At 64.4% G+C, this 22,989-nt stretch carries 23 protein-coding genes; 15 read left to right on the top strand and 8 right to left on the bottom strand.

Going from position 1 to position 22,989, the window contains the following annotated elements:
• Positions 1-76: 76 nt before the first annotated feature.
• Positions 77-751, top strand: a complete 675-nt coding sequence (locus tag HNE_RS02845; protein WP_035590187.1) for a TetR/AcrR family transcriptional regulator — start codon at positions 77-79, stop codon at positions 749-751.
• On the top strand, positions 748-924 hold the full coding sequence (locus HNE_RS02850; protein WP_011645600.1) for a rubredoxin: 177 nt from the start codon (positions 748-750) through the stop codon (positions 922-924). Before HNE_RS02845 ends, HNE_RS02850 begins: the two co-directional genes overlap by 4 nt.
• Here the strand turns inward: HNE_RS02850 and HNE_RS02855 are convergent.
• Entirely contained in the window at positions 921-1,697 is a 777-nt protein-coding gene (locus HNE_RS02855; RefSeq protein WP_148205791.1) for a hypothetical protein, read from the bottom strand. The two genes, HNE_RS02850 and HNE_RS02855, sit on opposite strands and share 4 nt — an antisense overlap.
• An 82-nt stretch (positions 1,698-1,779) precedes the next feature.
• Between HNE_RS02855 and HNE_RS02860 the strand changes: the two genes are divergently transcribed.
• On the top strand, positions 1,780-2,250 hold the full coding sequence (locus tag HNE_RS02860) for a PaaI family thioesterase (RefSeq protein ID WP_011645602.1): 471 nt from the start codon (positions 1,780-1,782) through the stop codon (positions 2,248-2,250).
• A 26-nt stretch (positions 2,251-2,276) separates the two neighbouring features.
• On the opposite strand, the gene HNE_RS02865 is transcribed toward HNE_RS02860, so the two are convergent.
• Positions 2,277-3,329 (bottom strand): TerC family protein, encoded by a 1,053-nt coding sequence (locus tag HNE_RS02865; protein WP_011645603.1) that lies wholly within the window; start codon positions 3,327-3,329, stop codon positions 2,277-2,279.
• Positions 3,330-3,478: 149 nt separating this feature from the next.
• Positions 3,479-4,771 carry a chromate efflux transporter gene (gene chrA / locus HNE_RS02870; RefSeq protein ID WP_035590183.1) on the bottom strand — a complete coding sequence of 431 codons (1,293 nt, stop codon included), beginning with the start codon at positions 4,769-4,771 and terminating at the stop codon, positions 3,479-3,481.
• A gap of 349 nt (positions 4,772-5,120) precedes the next feature.
• On the opposite strand from chrA, the gene hisS reads away from it, so the two are divergent.
• The 6 genes from hisS to HNE_RS02900 all read left to right on the top strand — a co-directional run bounded on the left by hisS (position 5,121) and on the right by HNE_RS02900 (position 13,591).
• Positions 5,121-6,614 (top strand): histidine--tRNA ligase, encoded by a 1,494-nt coding sequence (hisS, locus tag HNE_RS02875; RefSeq protein WP_011645606.1) that lies wholly within the window; start codon positions 5,121-5,123, stop codon positions 6,612-6,614.
• Positions 6,611-7,732 (top strand): ATP phosphoribosyltransferase regulatory subunit, encoded by a 1,122-nt coding sequence (locus HNE_RS02880; RefSeq protein ID WP_011645607.1) that lies wholly within the window; start codon positions 6,611-6,613, stop codon positions 7,730-7,732. The genes hisS and HNE_RS02880 overlap by 4 nt, the downstream gene beginning before the upstream one ends.
• The gene (gene hisG / locus HNE_RS02885; protein WP_011645608.1) at positions 7,729-8,439 is read left to right on the top strand and encodes an ATP phosphoribosyltransferase; all 711 of its coding nucleotides are present in this window, start codon (positions 7,729-7,731) and stop codon (positions 8,437-8,439) included. Before HNE_RS02880 ends, hisG begins: the two co-directional genes overlap by 4 nt.
• 407 nt (positions 8,440-8,846) lie before the next feature.
• Positions 8,847-10,034, top strand: a complete 1,188-nt coding sequence (locus tag HNE_RS02890) for an aspartate aminotransferase family protein (protein ID WP_011645609.1) — start codon at positions 8,847-8,849, stop codon at positions 10,032-10,034.
• A gap of 106 nt (positions 10,035-10,140) precedes the next feature.
• Positions 10,141-10,707, top strand: coding sequence for an AAA family ATPase (locus HNE_RS02895; RefSeq protein ID WP_011645610.1), 567 nt, complete (start codon positions 10,141-10,143; stop codon positions 10,705-10,707).
• Between the two features lie 253 nt (positions 10,708-10,960).
• Positions 10,961-13,591 carry an ATP-binding protein gene (locus HNE_RS02900; RefSeq protein WP_011645611.1) on the top strand — a complete coding sequence of 877 codons (2,631 nt, stop codon included), beginning with the start codon at positions 10,961-10,963 and terminating at the stop codon, positions 13,589-13,591.
• Here the strand turns inward: HNE_RS02900 and HNE_RS02905 are convergent, their stop codons facing one another.
• Positions 13,592-14,668: a lipase family protein gene (locus HNE_RS02905; protein ID WP_160162601.1), complete on the bottom strand. Its 1,077-nt coding sequence runs from the start codon at positions 14,666-14,668 to the stop codon at positions 13,592-13,594.
• A gap of 248 nt (positions 14,669-14,916) precedes the next feature.
• On the opposite strand from HNE_RS02905, the gene HNE_RS02910 reads away from it, so the two are divergent.
• Positions 14,917-15,753 (top strand): carbon-nitrogen hydrolase family protein, encoded by an 837-nt coding sequence (locus HNE_RS02910; protein ID WP_011645613.1) that lies wholly within the window; start codon positions 14,917-14,919, stop codon positions 15,751-15,753.
• A gap of 3 nt (positions 15,754-15,756) precedes the next feature.
• On the opposite strand, the gene HNE_RS02915 is transcribed toward HNE_RS02910, so the two are convergent.
• The 3 genes from HNE_RS02915 to HNE_RS02925 form a co-directional block, all read right to left on the bottom strand.
• Positions 15,757-16,887, bottom strand: a complete 1,131-nt coding sequence (locus HNE_RS02915) for a carboxynorspermidine decarboxylase (protein WP_011645614.1) — start codon at positions 16,885-16,887, stop codon at positions 15,757-15,759.
• A complete protein-coding gene (locus HNE_RS02920) occupies positions 16,877-17,071 on the bottom strand; it encodes a hypothetical protein (protein ID WP_148205792.1) in 195 nt (64 codons plus the stop codon). Before HNE_RS02920 ends, HNE_RS02915 begins: the two co-directional genes overlap by 11 nt.
• Positions 17,072-17,134: 63 nt before the next feature.
• On the bottom strand, positions 17,135-18,349 hold the full coding sequence (locus tag HNE_RS02925; RefSeq protein WP_011645617.1) for a saccharopine dehydrogenase family protein: 1,215 nt from the start codon (positions 18,347-18,349) through the stop codon (positions 17,135-17,137).
• Between the two features lie 138 nt (positions 18,350-18,487).
• On the opposite strand from HNE_RS02925, the gene HNE_RS02930 reads away from it, so the two are divergent.
• Positions 18,488-18,808 (top strand): antibiotic biosynthesis monooxygenase family protein, encoded by a 321-nt coding sequence (locus HNE_RS02930; RefSeq protein ID WP_011645618.1) that lies wholly within the window; start codon positions 18,488-18,490, stop codon positions 18,806-18,808.
• Positions 18,809-18,824: 16 nt separating this feature from the next.
• Here the strand turns inward: HNE_RS02930 and HNE_RS02935 are convergent, their stop codons facing one another.
• Positions 18,825-19,073, bottom strand: a complete 249-nt coding sequence (locus HNE_RS02935) for a hypothetical protein (RefSeq protein WP_035590180.1) — start codon at positions 19,071-19,073, stop codon at positions 18,825-18,827.
• A 465-nt stretch (positions 19,074-19,538) separates the two neighbouring features.
• Between HNE_RS02935 and HNE_RS02940 the strand changes: the two genes are divergently transcribed.
• From HNE_RS02940 to HNE_RS02955, 4 genes are all read left to right on the top strand, one after another.
• Positions 19,539-19,793, top strand: coding sequence for a GlsB/YeaQ/YmgE family stress response membrane protein (locus tag HNE_RS02940; RefSeq protein ID WP_011645620.1), 255 nt, complete (start codon positions 19,539-19,541; stop codon positions 19,791-19,793).
• Between the two features lie 136 nt (positions 19,794-19,929).
• Complete coding sequence (argF, locus tag HNE_RS02945; protein ID WP_011645621.1) at positions 19,930-20,856, top strand: ornithine carbamoyltransferase; 927 nt, start codon at positions 19,930-19,932, stop codon at positions 20,854-20,856.
• A gap of 78 nt (positions 20,857-20,934) precedes the next feature.
• Positions 20,935-21,870 carry a radical SAM protein gene (locus tag HNE_RS02950; RefSeq protein WP_011645622.1) on the top strand — a complete coding sequence of 312 codons (936 nt, stop codon included), beginning with the start codon at positions 20,935-20,937 and terminating at the stop codon, positions 21,868-21,870.
• Between the two features lie 138 nt (positions 21,871-22,008).
• Complete coding sequence (locus HNE_RS02955) at positions 22,009-22,929, top strand: Hsp33 family molecular chaperone HslO (RefSeq protein ID WP_233351983.1); 921 nt, start codon at positions 22,009-22,011, stop codon at positions 22,927-22,929.
• Positions 22,930-22,989: the final 60 nt, after the last annotated feature.

Raw genomic sequence — 22,989 nt, forward strand, 5'->3', positions numbered from 1 at the left:
GCGCGGCGCGCTTTCCGGTTTCCAGGGCGATACCACAAACTTGCTATGCAGCCAACAAACATGTTAAGAGGTGCGTATGTCTGACACAGGTTCGAATGCAGGCGCGATTTCCGCTGCGCCGCCGGGGCGGATGACGCAGGCCGAGCGGCGCGACCGGTCGGAGCGCGAATTGCTGGCAGCGGCGATCCGCGTTGTGGCAGGGCAGGGCGTGTCGGCCGCGACGTTCGACGCCATCGGCCGGGAGGCGGGCTTCTCGCGCGGGCTGGTGACGCAGCGGTTTGGGTCCAAGGACGGGCTGATCCGCGCGCTGATTACCCATCTTCATGAATGGCAGGCCGATGGGCTGGATGACGCGCAGGTGGCCGAGATGGACGGGCTGACGGCGCTGTGCGCCTTCGCCGAACTGCATTGCGAGACGATCCGCAGCTCGGTGGAGACCGACACCTATTTCATGCTGCTGGCCGCCGCCGTGGCTGACCGGCTGGAAACGCGCGAGGCGTTCCGGGAGTCCCACGAGATCGAGCGGGTGCTGATCCGCGGCTTTATCGAGCGGGGCCAGGCGAGCGGCGACATTCGCAAGGATGTCGATGCGGACGCTGAAGCGCTGCTGGCGGGGTGCTCGCTGCTGGGCATGCGGATGCAGGCGCTGGTTGATCCCGGATTTGACGCAGCGCCGGTGCGCGACGCGCTGGTGGCGTCGTTCAAGGCGCGTCTCGGGCTGTCTCCGGGAGAGGGGAAAAAGAAACAATGAGCGACGATTTCAAAACATGGCAGTGCCGCACCTGCGGGTATCTCTATGAAGAAAAGCTGGGCGATCCGGGTGAAGGTCTCGCGCCCGGTACGCGCTGGGCGGATATTCCCGACGACTGGATCTGCCCGCTCTGCGGCACGCCGAAATCCGATTTCGACATGGTCGAGATCTAGGGCGCAACCTGACGGCAGGCGCCCGTCGCGGTGTCGCAATCCATCCGGTCGAGGCTGACGAGATCGCCGAAGGGATTGATCGAGGCCGGATCGTCGGCTTTCAGCGTGAGGGCGTAGGCCGGGCCAATATTCCCGGCGCTGCGGAAGAAGGAAAGCTGCGTGCTGGCGCAGAGTTGGCGGGTTTCACCGGGCTGGAGCGCGGCGGATTTGAACGCGGGCGCGGTGGCGATCCATTTGCCGGCCGCGTCGTGCAGGGTGAGATAGTAGCGCAGCTTGCGGTTGGCGGTATTAGTGACCTGCGCGCACGCTTCCAGATGCGGGGTGCCGCCGCTGGCGGTCAGGCGCTGGGTAACGTCGCCGAGCGCGCCATCGGTGCGCCCGCCGGGATAGAGCATCGAGCCGAACCGGGAATTGACCGCCTTGTGATAGGCCGAGGCGGCGACCTTGCAGGCTGCATTGTGCGTCCTGGCCGAGCGGCCGGGATATTCGGCGTCGCAGGCATCGCGCATGTCAGTCAGGAAGTCTGCGTCACACCGGCCCTGGTCCAGCGCGCCGGAGCGGTAGCACGCGTCATGGAAGCGGCAGGCTTCGAGGAAGGGGCCGTCGGGCACGATATGGTCCAGCAGGTCGCGTCCGCCGCAGGCGTCGAGGTCCTGCTGGGCGCCGAGGATGGACGCGCTGACGAGAACATCATCGCGCATCCGGGGCTCTGCCATCGCTGCCGGGGCAACGAGGCCAAAGAAAACGACGAAAGCAGCCACCACGCGCGTCATGGAAAAATTGTTGGCCGAGCGTTGCGGCAATTTGAAGGCAGGTCTTGCAGAAGCCGCTTTCTCCGGTCTATGGCGCTTGCCCATGACCGATGACTTCAACCGCTATCAGACGACCGAGCTTCCCCCCGGCTATACCCAGCTTGCCTGGCATCGCGGCTTTGGCCGCCAGATCGGCCCGCTTTTCGAGAAGCGCGAAGACGGCGTACTGATGCGCGCCTTCCGGGTGGAAGAGTATCACACCAACGGCATGTCGAACGCCCATGGCGGCATGATGATGACCTTTGCCGACATGGCTTGGGGCGCAGCCGTTGAGAAGGACGACGACACCTGGTGGGTGACCGTGCGCCTGATGTGTGACTTTCTTTCGGGCGCATCCCTCGGCAGCTTTGTCGAGGGCAAGGGCGTGATCGTTGGCCGTCAGGACGACATCTTCACCGTCGAAGGGCGCATCTGGTCGGGCGACAAGCTGCTGATGCGCGGCACCGGTATTTTCAAGGTGATCCCGCGCCGGGAAGAGGGGAAACCCTTCGTCAGGACGCAAGCGAGCACCTGACAAAGGGTTTGCGCCTCGGGCAATCTTCAGACTTCGTGCGCAGGGCCTTTCCCGCTGGTTTTCCAGAGGGAGAACAGGATTGATCCACCCAGCAGCGCGATGGTCAGCATCAGCGACCAGTGCGCCTCAAGGTACGGCACGATGTGGAGTTCCTTGTAGAGCAGGAAGTTCCAGAAGATCTTGATGCCGATCAATACCAGCACGGCGGCCAGGCCATATTTGAGGTATTTGAACCGCTCCACCGCTGCTGACAGCATGAAATACATCGAGCGCAGGCCAAGAATGGCGAAGATGTTCGAGGTGTAGACGATGAACGGGTCGCGCGTGACGGCGAAGATTGCGGGCACCGAGTCGACCGCGAAGATGATGTCGACCGTTTCCACCATCAGCAGTGCCAGCAGAAGCGGCGTGGCATAGCGGGTCATCTTGCCGGTCAGCGGGTCTGGCTTGCGCACGACGAAATTGTGGTTGGTGATCTCGTCGGTGACGCGCAGGCGCTTCTTCAGGAATTTGAAGACCGGGTTGTTGTGAAGGTTAAGCTCGGGTTCGTCCTCATCGCCGCCGGAGAACAGCATCTTGCCGCCGGTGTAGAGCAGGAAAGCGGCGAAGATGAACAGCACCCAGGTGAATTCGTTGACGATGGCAGCGCCCAGCGAAATGAAGATGCCGCGGAAAATGATGGCGCCCAGGATGCCCCAGAACAGCACCCTGTGCTGATATTCGCGGGGCACGGCGAAGAAGGTGAACACCATGCCGATGACGAAGATGTTGTCGAAGGCCAGCGCCGTTTCCAGCAGATAGCCTGTCGCGAACTGGACGGCGGCCTGCTGGTTGAGGTTTGTGGGGTCGTTGTAGAATTGCGGGTCGGGCTGGTAGCCGAAATAGATATAGAAGCCGAACGCCACGGCGAGGGACGCAAAGCACGCCCACATGATGGCGCTTTTCTTGGCGGAGACGACCCCATCCTTCTTGTTGAGGAGGCCGAGATCGACCCAGAGCAGGACGCAGATAAGGCTGAGGAAGCTGAACCACAGCCACAAGGGCTGCGCCGCGTACTCGACGGTCAGGAAATCAGGCATTGGGGGAGTGCCACCTAGGGAGGCGCGCCGCGTCCGCGCAATTTCATGGGGTGTCCGACATCGCGCTTGCCGCCGCAAACGCCAGAGGGGCCCGGAACCATCTGAACTGGCGGCAAAATAGAGGAGCCGTTTGCCCCGTCAAGCGGCCGTCACCAGATGAGGCTGAGGAGACCGGCCAGTGCGCAGGCGATCACGACAAGGACGATGTTCGCCTTGAGGCGGATAAGGGCGATGGCGGCGACCGCTGCGATGGCGATGGCCAGCAGGTCTGGCGCGGCAAAGTCCGGCAGGGTCAGCGCTGCGCCCCAGGGCAGCTGCGTCTCGAAGGCGGCGTGAAAGAGCACGGCAAAGCCAAACACCACCGCCACCTTGGCAATGATGCCGAACACTGCGGCGGTCACCGCCGAAAGGATGCCGGCGGCAAGCCGGCTGCGGCGGAGCGCTTCGGAGAAGGGCGCCCCGGCAAAGATCCACACGAAAGAGGGCGCAAAGGTGCACCAGCTGGCCATGAGCGCGGCGGCTGCGGCCAGCGCGAGCCCGCCGCCGTCGCTCTGCCACCCCGCCATGAAGCCCACGAACTGGTTGACCAGCACCAGCGGCCCCGGCGTGGTTTCTGCCAGGCCGAGCCCGTCGATCATCTGCGGCGCGGTGAGCCAGCCTTCGGCCTCCACGGCCTCCTGCTGGAGATAGGCGAGCACCGTGTAAGCCCCGCCGAAAGTCAGCACGGCGAGCTTTGAGAAGAAGGCGCCCACGCGGGTGAGCACATGATCGGGGCCGAGCAGCAGGAAGGCGCTGACCAGCGGCGCCATCCAGACCGCGCCCCAGCCGAGGGCGGCGGTGAACGCCTTACGGGCGCTGGGCATTTTTTCGCGGAGGGTATCTGGCAGCGGCGGCGGGGGCGGCTTCGACAGGCTGCGCGCGAGGCCAATGGCGGCGGCAAAGCCGATCACCAGAGGAAAGGGTAGCTGGAACAGGAACAGCGCCAGAAAGGCCAGCGCTGCCAGCGCCACATCCTGCGGGCCTTTGAGCGCCCGGCGGCCGACCTTCACCAGAGCTTCCAGAATGAAACCGATCACGGCGGCTTTCACGCCATAGAATAGCGCGGCGACCCCCGGCAGCGTGCCCCAGGCGGCATAAAGCCAGGTGAGGCCGAACACGATCAGCGCGCCGGGCAGGACGAACAGCAGCCCGGCAACCACCCCGCCTGCCAGCCCGTTGAGGCGCCAGCCGGCATAGGTTGCCAGCTGCTGGGCCTCCGGGCCGGGAAGGAGCATGCAATAGTTAAGGGCGTGGAGATATTCTGCCTCGCTGATCCAGCGTTTCTCCTCCACGAAGATGCGGTGCATCAGGGCGATCTGCCCGGCGGGGCCGCCAAAGCCGAGGCAACCGACGCGGAAACTGGCCGAGGCAAGGTGTTTCAGGCTGGGCGCGGGGGTGGACATATCGCTCACCTCTGCCTCTTGGCCGATAAGTCCAGCCCGTTGCAAGGGGCAGGATAGCCCGGTCGCGGTTGACTTTGCCGCCCTGCCTGCGTATCGGCGCCTGCAATGAACACCGCGCTGCATCTCCACCACCATCACGCATGACGCGCCGAAGAGGCGCGAACCGGTCCGGCTGCGCCCTCTGACAAGTGTTCCTTCACCAGAACCGATCCAGATGAGGCAGGCCGCTCAAGGTCCGCGCCGCGCCAGCCTTTGTGCCGCCTTTCCAACCCGGCCGCCTGCGTTTATGCGGGGCCACAGATAGCCAAGCCGATAGCCAAATTGGCCGCAAACAGGATCTGAGACGACCATGAGCGACAAGGACAACCAGCCCCTCAGCGGCCCCCTTTCCGGCAAGGATCTCGCCCGGAAACCCCGCGGTTTTCCCGACAAGCGCGAGAGCCTGATCCACGCCCAGGCGCGGCTGGTGGAAACGGTGACCGGGGTTTACCGGCAATGGGGCTTTGAGGCGCTTGATACTGGCGCCTTTGAGTATGCCGACGCGCTCGGCAAGTTCCTGCCCGATGCCGACCGGCCCAATGCCGGTGTGTTCTCCATGCAGGATGATGACGCGCAGTGGATGGCGCTGCGCTATGATCTGACCGCGCCGCTCGCCCGCTTCGTGGCCGAGCAGGGGCAGGGCCTTGGCCGCCCCTTCCGCCGCTATGCCGCTGGCCCCGTCTGGCGCAACGAAAAGCCCGGCCCCGGGCGCTTCCGCGAATTCTGGCAGTGCGACGCCGATACCGTCGGCGCGCCCGGCTTTCACGCCGATGCCGAGATGATCGCGATGGGGGCGGAGGCTCTGCGCGCCATCGGCATGAAGCCCGGCGAGTTTGTGATCCGCGTCAACACGCGGCGCCTGCTCAACGGCGTGCTCGACGGCGTGGGCGCGACCGGGGCAGACATCCGCCTCGCGATCCTGCGCGCGCTCGACAAGCTCGACCGGCTGGGCGCTTCGGGCGTTGCTGACCTGCTGGGCGCAGGCCGCAAGGATGAGAGCGGCGACTTTACCAAGGGCGCTGGGCTCGGGCCGGAAGAGATCAAGCGCGTGCTCGCCTTTGCCGAAGCCGGCGCCGACACGCGCGCCATGACGCTGGCCAATCTCGCCAAGGCCACCGGCAGCACCGAGGAAGGCAAGGCCGGCCTCGGCGAGCTGGAAGCCATCGCGCTGGCCCTCGAAGCGCTCGGTGCGCCGGAGGATGACGTAAAGATCGACCCCTCCGTTGTCAGAGGTCTGGAATACTATACCGGCCCGGTGTTTGAGGCAGAGCTGCTGCGCGAAGTGACCGGGGAAGACGGCAAGACCTATCGCATCGGCTCCATCGGCGGGGGCGGGCGGTATGATGATCTCGTTGCGCGCTTTACCGGCGAGACCGTGCCTGCGACGGGCTTCTCCATCGGCATCTCGCGGCTCGCGGCGGCGCTGGCCATAATGGGGGAGGGCGGAAAGCTCGACGGCCCGGTCGTGGTGCTTAATCTGGACAAGGACAATCCGGGTGTTGCGCTCGGTCTCGCCGCAGAACTTCGCCGGGGCGGCATTCGCGCCGAAGCCTATATGGGCGCCTCGGGCATGCGTCCGCAGATGAAATACGCCGACCGGCGCAATTCGCCGGCGGTTGTCATTGTCGGCGGCGATGAGCTTGAAAAAGGCACGGTCACGATCAAGGATCTGGAAATCGGCGCCCAGAAGGCCAAGGCGATTTCCTCCAATGAGGAATACCGCGAGGCTCGCCCCGGCCAGATCGAAGTGCCCCGCGCGGGTATGATCGAAGCGGTGCGCGCAATTGTCGAGGCCCAGCGATGACCCATGACGCTTTGGTTGCCGTTGCCCGCGCTGTTTTCGAGGCGGCGGGCGGCACGCCGATTGATCCGGATTATGTTCTGCCAGCGGACATTCCGCTGGAGCTTTCAGGCGAAGCGGTTCGCGCGCGCCTCTGCGTGTTTCCCGATCATCGCGGCGCCGACATGGTTATGCGGCCCGACCTCACCCTGCCCGTGGCGCAGCGTGAAGCGGCGCGCCGCGAGGCGGGCGAGGCCAGCGCCAAAACGTACACCTACGCGGCCCGCGCCTTCCGCCAGCCGGTCGCGCCTGACGACCAGCTGGAGTTTACGCAGGTCGGTCTGGAGCGCTTTGGCTATGAGGCCGGGGCGGAGGCGGACGCAGAGCTTTTTGCGCTGATCCATCGCGCGGTGGAAGCGTGCGGCGTGCAGCCGTCCGGCGTCATCATGGGCGATCTGGCGATCTTTCCGGCCTTCATTGATGCGCTTGGATTGCCCGGCGTCACGGCTGATCTTCTGAAGCGGGCCTTCCGTCAGGAGGGCGGGGTGCGCGCCGTGCTCGATGCGGCGGCGCGCCCGCTGGAGCAGGAGGTTGCGGCGGTTCTGGACGCGGCCGATCCGGCCGGGGCGCTGGGTGAGTTGCTCCTTGCACGCAGTATTCCGCTGGCCGGCGGGCGCAGTCTGGCAGAAATCGTAGAAGGCCTTCAGGCCCGGCGCGCGGCCATTGAGGCAGGCGGGCTCAGCCAGCCGGCGCGCGCGGTGCTGATGGCCCTGCGCGAGGTCGATTGTCCGCTGGCGGAGGCGGCAGGCGCGCTTTCGGCGCTGGCGGAGGCGCATGAATTGCGCGGTGCGGGCGCGGCGATCGAGGCGCTGGGCGCGCGCGCGGACGCCGTTCTGGCCCGCGTTCCGGCCGCGGTCAGAACGGCCCGCTTCCGCACAGGTTTTGGCCGGCGGTTTACCTATTATGACGGCTTTGTTTTTGAAGTGCTTGCGCCGGGGCTGGAGCCGACCCAGCCTGTGGCGACGGGCGGGCGCTATGATGGCCTGATCGCGGGCCTTGCCAACCGGCGCGTCAGCGCAACCGGGGTCGGCGGTGTTGTGCGTCCCGACCGGATGGTGCGGGTACGGAAGGGTGTATCATGAGCCGTGTAACGATTGCCATTCCCTCCAAGGGGCGCCTGAAGGAGCAGACCGAAGCCTGGCTTGCCAGCATTGGCCACACCGTACGCCAGATTGGCGGCGAGCGGGGCTACACCGCAGAGATCGAAGGGCTGGACGCCGAAGTGCGTCTCCTGTCGGCCAGCGAGATCGCGCAGGGGCTCATCGAAGGCAGCCTGCATCTCGGTGTCACCGGCGAAGACCTTCTGCATGATCAGGCCCCGGATGGCCCGGCCGATTTTGAAGTGCTCAAACGCCTTGGCTTTGGCGGGGCAGATGTGGTCGTCGCCGTGCCTCAGGCATGGTTTGATGTCGACACGATGGCCGACCTTGAAGCGGCTGGCGCCGCCTTCCGCAAGGCCCATCACCGCCGCCTGCGCGTGGCGACGAAATACCTGCGCATCACCCGGCGCTTCTTTGCCCAGAAATCGGTGGGGGAATACCGCCTCGTCGAGAGCGCGGGGGCGACCGAAGCGGCGCCTGCGACCGGCACGGCGGACGTGATCGTCGATATTACGACCACCGGGGCCACCCTGCGGGCCAATGGTCTCAAAGTGCTCGATGACGGGGTGATCCTGCAAAGCGAGGCTTCGCTGACCCGGTCGGTGCGCGCGCCGTGGAGCGACGCGGCGGAGACTATCGTAGCCTCATTGCTGCGTCAGCCCCGCACAGAGGCAAAACGCCCTATTTGAATTTTTTTTGGACACATTCTTGACACATGCCCAAAATCGTTGCCGTATGGGTAGGCAAGTTTCTGGGAGGAAACGCTGCAAACGGTGGAGGGGCGTAGCGACCGGGGACGGAGCTACGCCTCTTTTTCATTTCAGGGTCTGTTTCAGATGTTCGGAAGAGAGAAGCCAGGACCCGCTTGCGGGATGGTTCAGGGAGAGTCGAGGGGCGTCGTCACCCCGCCGCTGATCCCGGCTTCACGAATAACAATATGCAGTTATCGATAAACGTCAATAGTTTTTATCGTTTTTCGATTAAATCCTTGTAATCCGGGAGCAATTGTTGACTCCCTCTGCGGTCCGCCCCATGCGTGGCGCCACAAAATCCGCAATCCCCTCCAGCCCCCCCGTGACATTCAGAGGAGTCTCAGATGGAAGATCCCCGCCAGCACATCCTTCCCGTTTACCGCCCGCCGGAGGAAGTGTTCGTGCAGGGCGAAGGCGTCTACCTCTTCACCGAGGACGGGCGACGCTATCTGGATTTCATCGCCGGCATCGCGGTTACCGCGCTCGGCCACGCCCATCCGGCGATGGTCGAAGCCCTGCGCGATCAGGCCGGCAAGCTCTGGCACACGTCCAACATGTTCCGCGTGAAGGGGCAGGAGGAGCTGGCCGACAAGATCTGCCGCGACAGCTTCGCAGACCGGGTGTTCTTCACCAATTCGGGCACCGAGGCGATCGAGTGCGCGATCAAGGCGGCGCGCAAGTATCACTGGGCGGCGGGCAATGCTGACCGGCTCGACATCATCACCTTTACCGGCGCCTTCCATGGCCGCTCCATCGGGGCGATCAATGCGGGCGGCAATCCGAAATACCTGGAAGGCTTCGGGCCGAAACTTCCCGGCTTCGTGCATCTGGAATGGGGCGACCATGACGCGCTCAAGGCAGCCGTCGCCGCTTCCACGGCCGCTGCCGTCCTGGTCGAGCCCGTGCAGGGCGAGGGCGGCGTTCGCGCCATGCCCGAGCAATGCCTCAAAGGCCTGCGCGACCTCTGCAACGAACACGGCGTCCTGCTGATCTATGATGAAGTCCAGTGCGGCATGGGCCGCACCGGCCAGCTCTGGGGCTATCAGTGGGCGGCTGGCGCTGATCCCGACATCCTCTGCGCCGCCAAGGGCATCGGCGGGGGCTTTCCGTTCGGCGCCTGTCTGATGACCGAAGCGGTCGGGGAACCGATGCAGCCGGGCAGCCATGGCTCGACCTATGGCGGCAATCCGCTGGCCATGGCGGTCGGAAATGTGGTCTGGGACATCATCTCCAGCGAGGAGTTCCTCGCCAATGTCCGCCGTGTTTCCGGAACGCTTCAGCAGGGCCTCAAAAGCCTCGCCGACAGCCACCCCGACAAGGTCGAGGGGGTTACCGGCAAAGGGTTGCTCACCGGGCTGCGCCTGAAAGCGGATCCGAAAAACCTGCAGGGCATCTGCCGCGATGGCGGGCTGTTGACGGGGGTCGCCGGGAACAATGTCCTGCGCCTCGCTCCGCCGCTCATCATTGATGACGCCCAGGTGCGGGACGCCATCGGCATGATTGACGCCGCGCTTACGGAATGGACGCCGTAAGCCGGGCCTCGCCGCCGCCGGATTTCGAAACGCTCAACGCATACGCCTGCCGCCTGAACAGGGGGCGGGCGGATGCTTTTGTCTTGCGCGCGGAACGGGACGGCACATGCAGGCTGAAAACTGTTTCATTGTAACCGGCGGCCCCGGCTCGGGGAAAACCACGCTGCTGACGCATCTTGGCGTGCAGGGACTGCATGTGATGCCCGAAGCAGGCCGGGCCATCATCCAGGCGCAGATGGCCATAGATGGCCCCGCCGTGCCGTGGGGCGACCGGGCGCTCTATGCCGAACTCATGCTGAGCTGGGAGCTGCGCGCCTATTCGGAAGCCGCCGCGCTGGCCGGGCCGGTTCTGTTTGACCGGGGCCTGCCGGACATTCTGGGGTATCTGGCGCTGGAAGGGCTGGCGACGCCCGCGCACCTGCGCCGGGCAGCAGAAGCCTGGCGTTACAACACGGACGTCTTCATTGCGCCGCCCTGGCGGGAGATATTCCATCAGGATCGCGAGCGCAGGCAGGAGTTCAGCACGGCAGAGCGCACGTATGAGGCGATGCGGCGGGTGTATTCCGGCCTTGGATACAGACTTATTGAACTGCCCCGCGCGCCGGTGGCCGAGCGCGCAGGCTTCGTTCAGGCCCAGATTCTGGCCCAGATACAGACGTTGAGGGGCGGCTGAGGATCGGTGATAGCCGCAAAAGAAAAAGGGACAGGCAGAGAGAGCGGCGCCTGTCCCTTCTATTGTGCACGTGCGGTCCCCCCACACTTGCAAGCGATGTTCTAGCGAATCTGAGAGGTGCTCGCGTCCGTGCTGACACCTAGTTTTTGCGGGGGCCTACCCATTTTTCAGCTTTTCTGCGCTGCGCCAGCCGTTAAGCTGACCTACCTTGCGGGCCGGGAAGAGGCCGGCAAGGCTTGGGGGAGCAGTTTGTGTGCTGATTGAGCGGGAACGGGAACTTGACCAGCTGACCGCGCTGATTGCCCTGGCCGGGCGGGGGCAGGGCACGGTCGCGCTGGTGTGCGGGGAAGCGGGCATTGGCAAGACATCGCTGATCCGCGGCCTGTTCGGCAGGGTGCCGCGCGGTTGGCGCGCCGCGACCGGTGGCTGCGACGCGCTTTATACGCCCCGGCCGCTCGGCCCGCTGCGGGATATGGCGGGCATATTGGGGCCGGAGGTGCGCGCCCTTCTGGAGAAGGGAGACCGCCAGCAGCTGTTTGCCGCCGTTCTGGACGCGATCAGCCGCGCCAACAGCCCCCTCCTGATGATCTGGGAGGACGTGCACTGGGCCGATCACGCCACGCTCGACCTGCTGCGCTATCTGGGGCGGCGCATTTCGTTTCTGCCGCTGCTGCTGGTGCTGACCTACCGGGATGATGAAATTGGCGAGCAGCATCCTCTGGCCCGCGTGCTGGACGAGTTGCCGGGACCGGCGCGCGAGCTTGTGCCGCTGCGGCGGCTGTCTCCCAAGGCGGTCAGCGCGCTGGCACGCAAGGCAAGCCTGCCGGGCGATTGGCTGTATCAGAAAACCGCCGGTAACCCCTTTCAGGTGACCGAGATGCTGGCCGCCGGGCAGGGCAGCGAGGAGACCCTGCCTGCCTCGATCCGGGAGGCGGTCACCGTCCGCCAGGGCCGGCTTGCCGGGGGCGCGCGCGAGCTTCTGGAGCTTATCAGTGTCATCCCTGCTGCGGTGCCTGCGGGGCTCGTCATGGAGCTGGGCGGCGAGGAAGCGGTCGCGGTGGCCGATGACCTGACCGCCAGCGGTATTCTTCAGGTATCGACGGCGGGCGACCTGCGGTTCCGGCACGAGATCGCGCGGGTCGCCACGTTGGAGCGGGTTCCTGCCAAGGTGCGCCGCGCCCATCATGCCCGCATTCTGGAGGCGCTGCGCGCACTTGGGCCCGACGCGCCGCTTGACCAGATGGTGCATCACGCGGCCGGGGCGCTCGATGGCGCGGCGGTTCTGGCCATCGCGCCGGAAGCGGCAGACCGCGCAGCCGCCAGCGGCGCGCACCGGGAAGCGGCGGGTCATCTGGGTACGGCGCTTCGCTTTGTGGAGGAGGCAGAGGCGGAAACCGCCGCCCTTCTGCATGAGCGCTGGGCGTATGAGAGCGCGCTGGCGGCGCGGATTGATGACGAGGTGCTCGATGCCCGCCGCCATGCGATCACGCTCTGGCGGGTGCTGGGGCGTCAGGACAAGGTGGGCGAGAATCTCCGCTGGCTCTCGCGTATGCACTGGTATCGCGGCGAAGCGCCCGAGGCGGCCCGGTTGTCGGATCAGGCGATCAGCGTTCTGGAAAGCATTCCGCCCTCGGCCGAGCAGGCGATGGCCTATTCGCTGCGCTCGCAGCTCCACATGCTGAATGACCAGATGGAGGCGGCGGTCTATTGGGGAGAGCGGGCGCTGGCGCTGGAGGCCGATTTTCCGCGGGCGGACCTGCGCGCCCATGCGCTCAACAATATCGGGACCGCGCTGGTCTTCCGGGGGCGCAGCGAAGGCGTCGCGATGCTGGAAGAAAGCCTGGAGATTTCGCTGGCCGGCAACCTGCATGAACATGCCGCGCGCGCCTATACCAACCTTGCCGAATATGCGGTGGAGTTCCGCCAGTTTGATCTGGCCGAGAAGACCATCGCCAACGGCATTGCCTTTGACATCGACCACGACCTGGACGCCTGGACCTTCTATCTTTCGGGCCGGCTTGCCCTGTTGCGGATGGAGCAGGGGCGCCTGAAAGATGCCGTGACGATGGCGCGCGCGGTGACCGAGCGCGAGAAGCTGACACTGGTTGTGCGCCTGCCGGCCTTGCTCGTTCAGGCGCGCGCCGCGATGCGTCTGGGCGCGCCGGAAGCCCCGCGCCTGATGGAGCAGGCCTACGCCGATGCGATGGCCACGGACGAGTTGCAGCATATCGTGCCCGCACGCCTCACCCTGATCGAGCATGCCTGGCTGTCAGGCAACCGGGCGCTGGCGGGCGAGCATCTCGATGCCCTTCTTGCCTTGGCCGATGGTGACCGCCACCCCTGGAACATCGGGGAGCGCGCCGTATGGGCCCGAAGGATGGGGCGGGAGATACCGCTTCTGGATATGGTCGCTCTGCCGGAGCCTCTGAGGCTTGAGCTTGCCGGAGAGATCGAGCCGGCTGCGCAGGCCTGGCGCGCGCTGGGTATGCCCTATGCCGCCGCGCTGGTCTGTGTGCAGAGTGATGATGTCGACCTGTTGAGCCAGGCGGTGCATGAGTTGCAGGCGATGGGCGCTGAGGCCGCCGCCGCCTATGCCCGCCGCCGTGCGTCAGAGCTTGGCGTCACACGCCGCCTTCCACGCCCGCGCCGAGGCACCTACAGCGCGGCGCGTGAACACCCTCTGGGGCTGACCCGCCGCGAACAGGATGTGCTGCGCCTCATCGTCAAGGGCTGTTCAAACCGCGAGATTTCCGAAGAACTCGGCCGCTCGCCGCGCACGGTGGAGCATCACGTCTCGGCCGTGCTTTCAAAACTCAACGCGCAGAACCGGATGGCCGTCATGCTGCGTGTGCAGAACGATCCGTGGCTGCTGGGTACCCCCTGATCATTTCGGGCAGATGATCGGCGCCGGTGTTCCGGCAAAGCGGGCCTGCGTCCATTTTATCAGCACCGGCACGGTGGGCGCGTCTGGCCCGGTGATGGACACATGGTCCAGCGCGTCAAAAACCTGATAGTCGATGGCCTCCCCTGCGGCGCAGCGGTCGCGGGCATATCCGGCCTGCACCTTGGCGCTGACGACATCGTCGCGCCGCCCCTGCAGGATCAGCACCGGCGCGCCGAAGGGCCGGGTGGGGATATTCTCCGCAAGCCGCTTGCGGAACCGGGTGCCGGTATCGCCGCCGCGGAAGATCGATCCGCCGGAAAACCGGTTAGCCAGAAGAACCGCCGCCGGGGCGCTTCGGCCAGAGAGGCAGCGTTTGGAAATCTCATTTGCCTGCCAGCGTGCGCCCGGCTGCACGATCCCTGAGAAATAAAGATCGGGATAGGTGTCGGCATAGGCCCGCGCCATGAAGGACGAAAACAGACGGCCTGCTGCGCCAGCCTCAAACTGCGCCACGATGGCGGGAATGTCCGCTGCCGGAGCAAGCGTGGCAATGCCGCGGATCTGTAGTTCCGGCGCGTAGCCCCGCGCCAGAATGGCGCTCCAGAGCGCGGCATGCCCGCCCTGGGAATACCCCCAGATGACGGTCTCCAGGGACAGTGTCAGTTCGGGAAGATCATGCGCGGCGCGCGCGGCGTCCAGCACCGAGCGCGCTTCCCCGTCGCCGATCAGATAGGGGTGGGGGCCGGCGGTCGTCAGCCCGGCATAGTCGGTGGCGACATAGACCCAACCTTCGTCCAGCAACGCAGAAAGGCCGGGCACATCAGCAAAGGGATCGGCCTGCAGGGAGGCGCCACAGCCGGGCGCTGTTCCAAGCGTGCCATGCGCCCAGGCTACCATCCGGCGGGGGCCGGGATCTGTTTCAAGGCCCTTCCACATGACAATAGCGCTCGCCGTGGCGGGCACGCCGCCGCTCAGCGTTGTTGTGTAAAGGATGCGGCGCGCACTGGCGCCTTCCGGCAGGCCGCGCTTGTAGGCCTGCGATTTTATCAGCTGCCCTGGCCGCGCGTCTTCGGTCACATCAGCCTTAAAGAATCTCCCCGGCGCTGCTGGATAAGACCACAGCCATGCGCCGATCATGATTAACAGGACAAGGAGTGTCAGTCCCCCGACGATATTCCGCGCGAGCTTCATCCAGCTGGGCATTGTCTGTTCCCCACTCACCTCCTGCAGGAGGTCTGGTAGAATCTAACAGAATCGGCGCAGCGCCGCCAGCGCCGCCTTTGGGGCGCTGGCCGAATGTGCCTGCGCGCGCTAGTCTGGCGCCCATGAAACTCACCGCCGCCTGTATCCAGATGCGCTCGGGCACCGAGCCTGAAGCAAACCTCGCCGCCGCCACCGCGCTCATCCGGCAGGCCGCCGGGCAAGGCGCGCGCTTCATCGCCACGCCCGAGATGACAAACCTGCTGGACATCCGCCCCGGCATGGCCCGCCCGAAAGTGCGCACAGAGGCGCAGGATGAAAGCCTGCCGGCGTTCCGCGCGCTTGCGTCAGAGCTCGGCATCACGCTGCTCATCGGCTCCCTGGCGATTGCGCTGGAAGGGGAGGACCGCTTCGCCAATCGCTCCTTCCTTATCGGGCCGGACGGCGGCGTCCTCGCCCGCTATGACAAGATCCATATGTTCGATGTCGAGGTTGGCGACGGCCAGAACTACCGGGAGTCCCGCGCTTACCGCCCCGGTGAAACCGCCGTGCTCGCCGCTGCGCCCTTCGGAAAGCTCGGCCTCACCATCTGCTATGATCTCCGCTTCCCGCATCTCCACCGCGCGCTCGCCAAGGCGGGCGCCGACATCCTCACTATCCCCGCCGCCTTCACGAAGGTCACCGGCGAGGCTCACTGGCATACGCTGGTGCGCGCCCGCGCCATCGAGACGGGATGTTTCGTGATTGCGCCCGCGCAGGCGGGTAAACACGAGGACGGGCGCGAGACCTTCGGCCATTCCCTCATCGTCTCGCCCTGGGGCGAGGTGCTGGCCGAAGGCAGCGCGACAGAGCCGGGCATCGTGATGGCGGAGATTGACCTCGCAGACGTCGCCAAGGCGCGCAGCCGTATTCCTGCGCTGGGCAATGAGCAGACCTTCAGCCTGAAGACGTTTGGCGGTTAGCCGTTAACGCCCCAGCCGCCGCCGGAACTCGCCATAGCCAAAGTCCGACACCTGCTCCACGCGCCCGTCTTCCCAGCGGATGACGAGATTGGCGAGCGGCGTTCCGTTAAAGGTGTTGGTCTTGACGAAGCTGTAATGCATCTGATCGGTGAAGATGATCGCGTCGCCCGGTTCCAGAGGCTTATCGAAGGAATAGTCCCCGATCACATCGCCCGTCATGCAGGTCTTGCCGCCAAACCGGTACGTGTGCGCAAGCTCGCCCGGCTGCCCTGCGCCGATGACATCGGGCCGGTAGGGGACTTCCAGAACATCCGGCATATGCGTCGAGGCAGACGCGTCGAGGATCGCCAGATCCATCTCGTTCCAGTGCAGCGCCAGAACGGTCGAATGCAGCTCGCCGGTATTGACCACCAGGCCCGCGCCCGGCTCCAGGACCACCTCAATGCCAAACCGCGCCTTGAACTTGTTGATGGCCCCGACCAACGCATCGACATCATAGCCCGGCTTGTTGAGGAAATGCCCGCCGCCGAAATTCACCGCCTTCACCTGTTCCAGATAAGGCGCGAAATGCTCCGACACGTATTCGATGAGGCCAACCGAGCCCTCCGCCATGCTCTCGCACAGCGCATGCACATGGAAAATATCCACGCCCGACCAGTTCACCTGCACCAGCTTTGACGGTACCTCGCCAAACCGGCTCGTCGGCGCGGTGGGATTATACAAATCCCCGCCCAGCGTCGCATTGGAATAGCCGGGGTTCACCCGCAGGCCGACATGGCATCCCGCATCGCGCGCAATGTCGCCAAACCGGCCCAGCTGCTCGGCCGAATTGAAATAGATGTGCTGTGCCACCTTCGTCAGACGGCGGACTTCATCTTCGGTGTAGGCGGGCGAATAGACATGCACTTCCTTGCCAAACTCCTCGGCGCCCATGATCGCTTCCTGCTCGCCGCTGGCCGTCGTGCCATCGAGATAATCGCGCATCAGGGGGAAGGCCGCCGGCATGGCGAAGGCCTTGGTCGCGAGCAACACCTTGCAACCGGCCTCCGCGCGCACACGCTGGGCCGTCTCCAGATTTTTCCGCAGGCGGGCAATATCGAGAACGAAGCAGGGGGTTTGAATCTCAGGTGTCATTCGTTTTTTCGCGCTTCATGAAATTGAGGAAGGTGAAAACCCAGGTCAGCAGAAATACCGATGCGAACTTGGCCAGAAAATCCGGCGCCGCCGCGATCATCTGGCCGATCGGTTCAAGCTCGTCTCCGATCACTATCCGGACCACAAGGATCACGACCGCCGCCAGTGCCGCGAAAGCGGCCATGAAGGCCAGTGCCGCCAGGCATGACTTCAGGAGAACGGGGGCGATCCTCGCGGGCTTCAAGGTTCAGGTCTTCACCTCAAACAGCAGATCCTGATCGCCCGGCGCGACATCCACAATCGTCGTCGGCAGGCCGCGCTGGGCTACGTCGTCGAGGAAGGGCTTGGCCGGGAATTCCTCGACATTAAACACGCCGGGGCCTTTCCAGATGCCCTTGAAGAACATCGCCGCGCCCGACACTGGCGGTACGCCGGTTGTGTAGGATACTGCCTGGGCGCCAACTTCCCTGTTGGTCTCGGCATGGTCGCAGACGTTGTATAGCATCTTGGCAATCTGCTTGCCATCCTTCTTGCCACGGATGATCACGCCGATCGACGTCTTGCCTGTATAGCCCTCGGCGAGTGAGGAGGGCGGGGGCAGCAGGTCGCGCAGGAACTCCATCGGAATGATGTCCATGCCCTTATGCTTGATCGGCTCCAGGCTGATCAGGCCAATGGATTTGAACACTTCAAGGTGCTTGATGTAGGCGTCGCCAAACGTCATCCAGAAGCGGATCTGTTTCAGCCCGCGGATGTTCTTCACAAGGCTTTCTTCTTCCTCATGATAGATGAGGTAGGAGGCGCGCGGGCCGACTTCGGGATAGTCCACCATCGTCTTGATGCTGAGCGCCGGGATTTCGATCCACTCGCCATTCTTCCAGTATTTGCCGTCCTGCGTCACTTCACGCAGGTTGATCTCCGGGTTGAAGTTCGTGGCAAAGGTCTTGCCGTGGTCGCCGGCATTGCAGTCCACGATGTCGATATATTCGATCTCGTCGAACAAATGCTCCTGCGCATAGGCGCACCAGACGTTCGAGACGCCGGGGTCAAACCCGCAGCCGAGAATGGCAGTGAGGCCCGCTGCCTTGAACCGCTCCTGATAGGCCCACTGCCAGGAATATTCGAACTTCGCCACTTCGCGTGGCTCATAGTTTGCGGTGTCGAGATAGCTCACCCCTGCCTCAAGGCAGGCATCCATGATCGGCAGGTCCTGATAGGGCAGGGCCATGTTGATCACGAGGTCGGGTTTCACCTTGTTGATGAGCGCCACAGTCGCGGCCACGTCATCGGCGTCCACCTGCGCAATCTCGATGGGGCTCACGCATTCCTTCGCGACCTTTTCGCAGCTCGCAATCCGGCGCGAGGCCAGCGTGATGTGCTTGAAGGTATCGCGGTCCATCGCGCATTTCTTGGCGACGACCGAACCGGCTGCGCCGGCGCCGATGATGAGAACTCTGTCCATATCTGGGCTAACTCCCGGAAAGGGTTGAAACTATGCGCCTCCCTTAGGGCAGTTTGAACCCCGGCGCTAGAAGGGGGACTAGATGGAGCGCAGCCTGTCATGCCACAATGACACGGCTGTGACGGGGAGAGAGGGGCCATGATCGCAAACACGCCAGAGGCGCCCTATTGGGCCGTCATCTTCACCGCGATTTTCTCGGGCCGGGAAGAAGCCGAATACGCCGAAACCGCCGAAGCGATGGTCACCCTTGCCCATACCATGCCCGGCTTCCTTGGGTATGAGTCCGCGCAAGGCGAGGGCGGCCTCGAAATCACCGTCTCTTATTGGGAGAGCGAAGACGCCATCCGCGCCTGGAAGCGAAACGCCGACCACCTGGCCGCCCAGAAGCGCGGCCGCGAAGCCTTCTATTCGGCTTACACGATCCGGGTGGCGATGGTGGAAAGAGCCTACGGGTTCTGAGCCAGCTTGCGGGCGCTCAAAGGCGCGCCATGGCCTCGAAGAATTCGTCGGCGGTCATCCAGGCGCCGGCCGTCTGGCCAGGGCTGATGGATAGCGCGATGCGGCGGGACTGGTTGGCAAACTGGACACGCAGAAACTGTTCAAACGCCAGCGTCAGGCCGGCGGGTGTGCGAGGGTCATCCCCGGCGGGCCGCCAGGCGAGGACGTCCTCAAGGAACGCCTCAACAAGGTCATCCCCGGCGTCGAGGTTGCCATTAAACAGCATCGCACACGCGCGAAGGCCCGGAAGACAGTAAATGGCGCAGTCTGCGATGGTCTCAAAATGACCCTTATCCCGCCTTAGTTCTCGCCACTTTAAATTGATTTCGGTTGAAATCCCGTGTCGGGGAGCATTCATGGCTAATCCTCCCATATCGATCGCAGGCCAAATGCCTTGATCTGCGCATATTGCGCCATATTACGCCTTTTTTCGCATTCATAGTGCATGATGGTTTCCCCATACTGAGACGCTCTGGAACGGCTCAGATAGGGGCTAGTTCCCGCGTTTTGCAGTTCTGAATTGAATTTTCTGTCAGTGCGCCCTGCGGGCCACACACCTATAGAGGGTGCTTTGCGCTTTCCCCGCTCACCGGATCAGGCGTATGGTTTCCCCAAGGGCAGTTTTTAAGAGCCGCCTGATAACGACGCAGGGGCTCACTCCGGGCCTCCGCGCATAGGAAGGATACCCAGAATGACCCTTGAAAGTATTCTGATTTTTCTGCTGATCGGCGCAGTCGCCGGCTGGCTTGCCGGCCTCATCGTCAAAGGCTTCGGCTTTGGCCTCGTTGGTAACATCGTCATCGGCATCATTGGTGCCTTCATTGCCGGCTTTCTGTTTCCGGCTCTGAATGTCAGCCTCGGTTCCGGTATTGTTGCCGCGATCATTCACGCCACGATCGGGGCAGTTATCCTGCTCCTGGTCGTCAGGGTCATAAAACGCGCCTGACGCGTCTCTGAACGGACTGACTGCCTGCCCGGCAATCCGGGCGGGCAGTTCTTCCCGCACCGCCTTAACCAACAAACACTGGCGATCCCCCCAAAAACGCGCTATGCGGCGCCCTTTCTTTTGCGGGGCCGCGCCCATGACGATCCGCCACTTCCTCGACATCTGGCCGCTTGAGAGCGCAGAGCTTCGTGCGATCCTCGATCAGGCACACGCCATGAAGAAGGCCCGTGCCGGCTGGCCGAAGGGCAAGATTGATGCGGGCGCGCCGCTCGATGGCCACACGCTGGCGATGATTTTCGAGAAATCCTCCACGCGCACCCGCTTCTCCTTCGACATGGCAATGCGCCAGCTCGGCGGCTCGTCGATCACGGCGACATCCAACGACATGCAGCTTGGCCGCGGTGAAACCGTGGAAGATACCGCCAAGGTGCTCTCGCGCTTTGTCGATGCCGTGATGATCCGCGCCAATGACCATGCCGATGTCGAGGCATTTGCCGACGCCGCCAGCGTCCCGGTCATCAACGGCCTCACGGACCGCTCCCACCCCTGCCAGATCATGGCAGACCTGATGACGCTGGAAGAACACGGCCTGACGCTCCGGGGCGCGCGCCTTGCCTGGGTTGGCGATGGCAATAATGTCTGCGCCAGCTTCATCCATGCCGCGCCCAAATTCGGCTTCTCGCTGGCGGTCGGCACACCCAAACGCTTTGCTCCGGATGAGGACGATCTGGAAATCGCCGCCGAGCTTCAGGGCCGGATCGACCTTTATGAGACCGCCGAGGAAGCCGTCGCCGGCGCCGATGTCGTCATCGCGGACACCTTTGTGTCGATGGGCGACGTGGACGCCGAACGCCGCCTCGAAATCCTCGACCCCTACGCGGTCACCGAGGAGCTGATGGAACTGGCCGCTGGCGGGGCAAAATTCCTGCACTGCCTCCCGGCTCACCGGGGCGAGGAAGTCGATGCCGAAGTGATCGACGGTCCGGCCAGCCTCGTCTTCGACGAAGCGGAAAACCGCCTCCACGCCCAGAAAGCCATCCTGCGCTGGTGTCTCGGTAAATAAATTTGGGACGTAAGCCCGGCCATCACTTTCCCGCGCGCCCCGCTTGGCGGGCAGGGGCACGCGCCTTAGGGTTCTCTCATGGCTGACACATTCCACCCGCCCGCAAAATTCTCCCACCCGGACGTCACCGCCAAGGGTGAGACCCGCGCCAGCGTCGGCTGGAGCGGCCTCAAGACCCTGTGGCTGAACACCGGCACGCTCTGCAATATCGAATGCGCCAACTGCTATATCGAGAGCAGCCCGAAGAATGACCGGCTGGTCTATCTCACCCTCGCAGACGTGTTGCCCTTCCTGGATGAGCTGACCGAGCAGGCCGAAATCGGCATTACGGGCGGCGAGCCCTTCATGTGCCCGGACATTCTCGCCATCATGGGCGCGGCGCTGGTGCGGGGTCACAGCCTGCTCGTGCTGACCAATGCCATGCGCCCGATGATGCGCCCGCGCGTTCAGGCCGGTCTCAAGGATCTGGCCGCCCGCTATGGCGCCCGCATGACGCTGCGGGTCTCCCTCGATTCCCATGATGCGGCCTTGAACGATGCCGAGCGCGGCGAGGGCGCCTTTGCCGAGGCGTGTACCGGGCTTGCCTGGCTGGCGCAGGCCGGCATTCCGGTGGCAATCGCCGGCCGCCAATCCCTGCACGAAAGCGAGGACGCCGCCCGCGAAGGCTACCGCGCCCTCATCGCCAGCCTCGGCCTCACCCTGAACGCCGATGACGCCAAACAGCTCGTCCTCTTTCCCGAGATGATCGCCCGCGATGATCCCCCGGAAATCACCACCGCCTGCTGGGGCATTCTGAACAAGGCGCCTGACTCCATCATGTGCTCCAGCCAGCGCATGGTCGTGCGCCGCAAGGGCGCCTCTGCCCCGCGCGTGCTGGCCTGCACGCTGCTGGTCGACGACCCCGCCTTCGACCTGGGCAACACCCTGGCCGAAGCCACCGCCGCGCCCGTCAAGCTCAACCACCCCTGGTGCGCCAGCTTCTGCGTCCTGGGCGGGGCGAGCTGTTCGGCCTGAGGATACCGGCAAAGCTGAGGCAAATCATGCCATTGCGGCCTCCCCCTTGTCCTTCGGCACCCTCGCTGCCACATGGGGCGCCTTGAGCTTCGCTCAGCCCGCTCCCACGCCCCCTGAAAGCCCGTAAGGGACATGCCCATGACCAAGCCCCCATTCCAGACCACCGATTTCACCGCCAGTTTCCAGATTCAGGACCGGCCGATCCGCGGCCGTGTCGTGCGTATGGGCGAAGAGAGCATCACGCCCATTCTGGCCCGGCACGATTATCCGGAAAACCTCGCCCGTATCCTGGGCGAGGCTGTCGCGCTGGCCGCGCTCGTCGGCTCGTCGCTGAAGTTTGAAGGCCGCATCCTCGTTCAGGCAGAAGGGGATGGCCCGGTGCGCATGCTGGTGGGCGAATACACCACCAGCGGCGGCGTGCGTGGCTATGCCCGCTATGATGAAGCCGGCTGGGCCAATATCGAGCGCCTCAACAAGGGCAAGCCGCCCCACATGCCCCAGCTGTTTGGCCCTTCCGGCCGGCTGGGCCTGATCATGGTGCACGATAACCCCGACATTCAGCCCTATCAGGGCATCGTGCCGCTCAACAAAGGCACGCTCGCCCAGTGCGCCGAGGATTACTACGCCATGTCCGAGCAGGTGCCCTCGCGCATCCGCCTCTGTGTTGAGCCAACCGGCAACGGAGAATGGACCTGTGGCGGGATGATGATCCAGCGCATCGCCGGGGATGAAAAGCGCGGCGACACCACCGAAGCCTGGCGCGAGGCCGAAGCCCTCTTCGGCACGCTGACGCAAGGCGAGCTGATCGACCCGGAGCTGCCGGTTACCGATCTGCTCTTCCGCCTGTTCCATGAACAGGGGGTGCGCCTGGAAGAAAGCCGCATCGTGGACGACCGTTGCACCTGCAATGAGGAACGCCTCCTGCAAACCCTGCGCGGGATGCCCGACGAGTCCCTGCGCGATCTGGTCGAGCCCGATGGCACCCTTGCCATCGATTGCCAGTTTTGCGGCCGCCACTATACGCTCCCCATCGAGAGCGTGACCGGCCCGGTCAACTGACACACAAGCTCTAAATAAAACGGGCGCGGGATGGTCAAACCGTCCCGCGCCCGTTGTCAT

The sequence above is a fragment of the Hyphomonas neptunium ATCC 15444 genome, assembly GCF_000013025.1.
In the GTDB taxonomy this organism is placed as follows: Bacteria; Pseudomonadota; Alphaproteobacteria; order Caulobacterales; family Hyphomonadaceae; genus Hyphomonas; species Hyphomonas neptunia.

Excerpts from the sequence above, each read along its gene's own strand:
- HNE_RS02895 (WP_011645610.1), top strand. The coding sequence starts at position 10,141 with ATGCAGGCTGAAAACTGTTTCATTGTAACCGGCGGCCCCGGCTCGGGG.
- chrA (WP_035590183.1), bottom strand. The coding sequence starts at position 4,771 with ATGTCCACCCCCGCGCCCAGCCTGAAACACCTTGCCTCGGCCAGTTTC.
- HNE_RS02955 (WP_233351983.1), top strand. The coding sequence starts at position 22,009 with ATGACCAAGCCCCCATTCCAGACCACCGATTTCACCGCCAGTTTCCAG.
- argF (WP_011645621.1), top strand. The coding sequence starts at position 19,930 with ATGACGATCCGCCACTTCCTCGACATCTGGCCGCTTGAGAGCGCAGAG.
- HNE_RS02855 (WP_148205791.1), bottom strand. The coding sequence starts at position 1,697 with ATGACGCGCGTGGTGGCTGCTTTCGTCGTTTTCTTTGGCCTCGTTGCC.
- HNE_RS02860 (WP_011645602.1), top strand. The coding sequence starts at position 1,780 with ATGACCGATGACTTCAACCGCTATCAGACGACCGAGCTTCCCCCCGGC.
- HNE_RS02910 (WP_011645613.1), top strand. The coding sequence starts at position 14,917 with ATGAAACTCACCGCCGCCTGTATCCAGATGCGCTCGGGCACCGAGCCT.
- HNE_RS02950 (WP_011645622.1), top strand. The coding sequence starts at position 20,935 with ATGGCTGACACATTCCACCCGCCCGCAAAATTCTCCCACCCGGACGTC.
- HNE_RS02920 (WP_148205792.1), bottom strand. The coding sequence starts at position 17,071 with ATGGCCGCTTTCGCGGCACTGGCGGCGGTCGTGATCCTTGTGGTCCGG.
- HNE_RS02930 (WP_011645618.1), top strand. The coding sequence starts at position 18,488 with ATGATCGCAAACACGCCAGAGGCGCCCTATTGGGCCGTCATCTTCACC.
- HNE_RS02850 (WP_011645600.1), top strand. The coding sequence starts at position 748 with ATGAGCGACGATTTCAAAACATGGCAGTGCCGCACCTGCGGGTATCTC.
- HNE_RS02940 (WP_011645620.1), top strand. The coding sequence starts at position 19,539 with ATGACCCTTGAAAGTATTCTGATTTTTCTGCTGATCGGCGCAGTCGCC.
- HNE_RS02890 (WP_011645609.1), top strand. The coding sequence starts at position 8,847 with ATGGAAGATCCCCGCCAGCACATCCTTCCCGTTTACCGCCCGCCGGAG.
- HNE_RS02925 (WP_011645617.1), bottom strand. The coding sequence starts at position 18,349 with ATGGACAGAGTTCTCATCATCGGCGCCGGCGCAGCCGGTTCGGTCGTC.
- hisG (WP_011645608.1), top strand. The coding sequence starts at position 7,729 with ATGAGCCGTGTAACGATTGCCATTCCCTCCAAGGGGCGCCTGAAGGAG.
- HNE_RS02935 (WP_035590180.1), bottom strand. The coding sequence starts at position 19,073 with ATGCTGTTTAATGGCAACCTCGACGCCGGGGATGACCTTGTTGAGGCG.
- HNE_RS02880 (WP_011645607.1), top strand. The coding sequence starts at position 6,611 with ATGACCCATGACGCTTTGGTTGCCGTTGCCCGCGCTGTTTTCGAGGCG.
- HNE_RS02865 (WP_011645603.1), bottom strand. The coding sequence starts at position 3,329 with ATGCCTGATTTCCTGACCGTCGAGTACGCGGCGCAGCCCTTGTGGCTG.
- HNE_RS02915 (WP_011645614.1), bottom strand. The coding sequence starts at position 16,887 with ATGACACCTGAGATTCAAACCCCCTGCTTCGTTCTCGATATTGCCCGC.
- hisS (WP_011645606.1), top strand. The coding sequence starts at position 5,121 with ATGAGCGACAAGGACAACCAGCCCCTCAGCGGCCCCCTTTCCGGCAAG.
- HNE_RS02845 (WP_035590187.1), top strand. The coding sequence starts at position 77 with ATGTCTGACACAGGTTCGAATGCAGGCGCGATTTCCGCTGCGCCGCCG.